2 protein-coding genes are annotated in these 2,953 nt (G+C 64.3%); both read left to right on the top strand.

Going from position 1 to position 2,953, the window contains the following annotated elements; genetic code table 11:
* Window positions 1-1,432: 1,432 nt before the first annotated feature.
* Window positions 1,433-2,494 carry an SGNH/GDSL hydrolase family protein gene (locus tag P1P70_RS42835; protein WP_319247645.1) on the top strand — a complete coding sequence of 354 codons (1,062 nt, stop codon included), beginning with the start codon at window positions 1,433-1,435 and terminating at the stop codon, window positions 2,492-2,494.
* Window positions 2,495-2,752: 258 nt separating this feature from the next.
* A partial coding sequence (locus P1P70_RS42840) for a hypothetical protein (protein WP_319247646.1) occupies window positions 2,753-2,953 on the top strand: 201 nt, incomplete at its 3' end.

Here is a 2,953-nt window from a genome sequence, read left to right on the forward strand (position 1 = left end):
CCAACGAGTACTTCCTGGGGGCAGCCATGGTCGATGTTCCTCTCATGAGAACCATCTGACCCTCTGTCAGCACCCTCCGCATCTCGGGGGAACCTCAGGCGGCCCACCGGGCGGTGACCAGGTCGAACAGCTGCCTGCCAGGGCAGGCGGGATTACGGACGTCGCCCTGCTTACTTTCCTGCACGTGCTCACCTCACCTGAAGGTATGCACTTCCCATTAGCAAGCAATTCGGTCAGAGTGAGCGAGCCGAACCCTGATCGTCAAGGAGTACCCGTGGTAACCGACGTTGTCGTGACCCGTGACGCGAACACCGTGACGGTGCCCGACGGCCCCACCCGCCGGTGGCAGGGAGGCTAATTTATCCTGACCGAGTGGCTGGCCACGCCCGGGACTTTAGCGAGTCAGGCGGCCTTGCTGAGACTGTATCCACAGCCTATGAGATCACCACCGGAGAACCATGGCTGGGCCCACTCCCTGGTTTCTTCAGGGACGAGCCCGAAGAGCCGACGGCCATCACAGCGGGGAGGAATATCCCCTGGCTCTGCCTCGCTCTGCACAGCGAGAACGACATTCCTGCGGCTTATTTCAATGCAGCCAGCACTGTAGTCGAATGTTCCACGACGACCCACACTGGAGTGCCTGGTGGTCATGTGCCGAGCAGCGCGATCTGGACATCGAGATCGAATACACTTCGCGAGCGGAGCGCAGTCGTTTCACTACCCGAAAGGGACGGGCTTGGGCCCTCTTGTGCAGGACCGGCTCGCGTTTTCGAGGCTTGAGCAAGGGTGGTCTCGTCTACCTCGCTGCCACTGATCTGGAAGCTGTTTCCGCGTTTGTATCTACGTCTCTGAGCCTGCCCGCGCCACCTCCAGTACCTCGGCCGGCACATGCGACCCCGCCGACGAGGCGAGATGATGCGGCGCGCGCAAGGCTGGAAGAACTGTGACAACGGCACCCCAAGCACCCCTGATCCACAGTAGAACCGATCCCGAAGCGGTTTAGCTCGTGTGCAGTTGGCGGCCTGCCCGCGAGGAATATGCGCCACCCAGTCGATCACTCAGCGAATGGCTACCAACGAGTCCGGTCACCCATTTCTGGCCGGTCGTGCCTTTCTGATGGTTGCACGTGCTGTTGTGATCATTCCTTTATCGGCCCTCCATGTCCAAGTCGTTGTCAACCTTGCTAAGTTGAAGCCTCTACCTCCGGAGCGAAGTCAGGCAGGTCCGCAGCTTGCGGAGGCAGAAATCCTCCCTATGTCTTCACAAGAAGGCCTTACCTGGATGCCCGAAAACCGTAGCGGCTGAGCTTCGCTGCTTCCAGTCACGCTTCATGCCATGCCTTTCGGCATCCCCCAGCACCCCAACAACTGGAAAGCGCCCGTACGTGATGAAATACCTTCAGCTATTCGGCCCCCGGCTGGCCGTCTCTGCTATGACGATCGTGCTGAGCACGCCCGGACTGGCCGCCGCCGACGAGGCGAGCAACGGCCAGGACACCACGTACTACATCTCGGTCGGTGACTCCCTGACCACCGGCTATCAGCCGGACGTCGACAAGGACACCGACGTCGCCTACACCGACCAGTTGTACGCGCAGCTCAAGCAGCGCACTCCCGGACTGAAGCACATACGCCTCGGCTGCACCGCTGAGACCACCGAGTCTCTGATCAACGGCGGAAAGTGCGACTACCCGAACGCCAAGTCCCAACTGGACGCTGCCCTGCAGGCCATGGCCCAGCACCGCGGCAAGGTTGCCTACGTGACCCTCAGCGTGGGCGCGAACGACATCCTCCGCAATTGCGTCAGCCCGGCCGGCGCCCTCGACGTGGTGTGCCTGAACAGCACGAGTCAGACCATGGCGAAGAACCTCGCCCAGATCGCGGGTGCACTCCGCAAGGCCGGCACGAACGGCACCCAGTTCGTGGGCTCTACTTACTACAACCCGTTCCTGGGGGCTTGGCTGCAGGGCGCCGCAGGGCAGCAGGCCGCCAAGGAGTCGGCACCCCTGGTCAAGGCCGCCAACACGGGGATCACCCAGGTGTACAAGTCAACCGGCTTCAAGGTGGCGGACGTGGCCGGGGCCTTCTCCTCGGACGACTTCACCACTCAGGTGAACGTGCCCGGCGCGGGTGAGGTGCCGACGAACGTCGCCAAGATCTGCAAGCTGACATGGGCGTGCACGAAGAAGGACCCCCACCCCAACGCCGAAGGCCACAAGGTGATCGCAGGCGCCTTCGCGGCGGTAGTCGCCAAGAACGACGCACCCGGTGTGGACGCGTCCCCGACCCCCAGCGGGTCCGCCACGCCCGGGTCTGCCACGCCCGGGTCTGCCACGGACACGGGGGCGAATGATCCGACCGCGAACGGAGATCTGGCCGAGACCGGCGCGTCGAGCAGCGCTCCCGTCCTGGCGGGTGCCGGTCTCGCGGTCGTGGCGGTCGGTACCGCCGCGGTCTACTTCGCGCGCAGGCGCCGTGCGAGCGAGGAGAGCTGACGCGTAGTCAGTGCGTATGCCCCGAAGCAGTGGGCCGCTCGCGGTGTCGCGGGCGGCCTGCTCGGGCTCGGCTGCGGACGGCCCAACCGGGGCCTTACGCCTGCCCGGACTTGGGGATACCGCGGACTGCGCGACGCGCCTCGCGATCACCGACGGTATCCGACGGTTACTGGGAATAGCTCACTGGCCGAGGACTTCCACGACCACAACCGCTGCGCAGGCTTCGGCGACGAAGCCAGCGACCGCGACGTCCTTGTCATGCTGCTGACCGCACTGGCCACGGCGTTTCCCGACGGCCGACACACCATCGAACGACTCACCCCCGTCGGCACCGACGAAGCATTGCTGTATCGGCGGTTCACCGGCACCGCTTTCCTCGGTGCCGTGACAGCCGGTGCCCGCGTGGATTCGCCGGCACCGGCCTGTTCGCCGCAGGCAGTGGAGCTTTCACCGCACAAC

This window comes from Streptomyces sp. MB09-02B (genome assembly GCF_033794485.1).
In the GTDB taxonomy this organism is placed as follows: Bacteria; Actinomycetota; Actinomycetes; order Streptomycetales; family Streptomycetaceae; genus Streptomyces.

Excerpts from the sequence above, each read along its gene's own strand:
- P1P70_RS42835 (WP_319247645.1), top strand. The coding sequence starts at position 1,433 with ATGACGATCGTGCTGAGCACGCCCGGACTGGCCGCCGCCGACGAGGCG.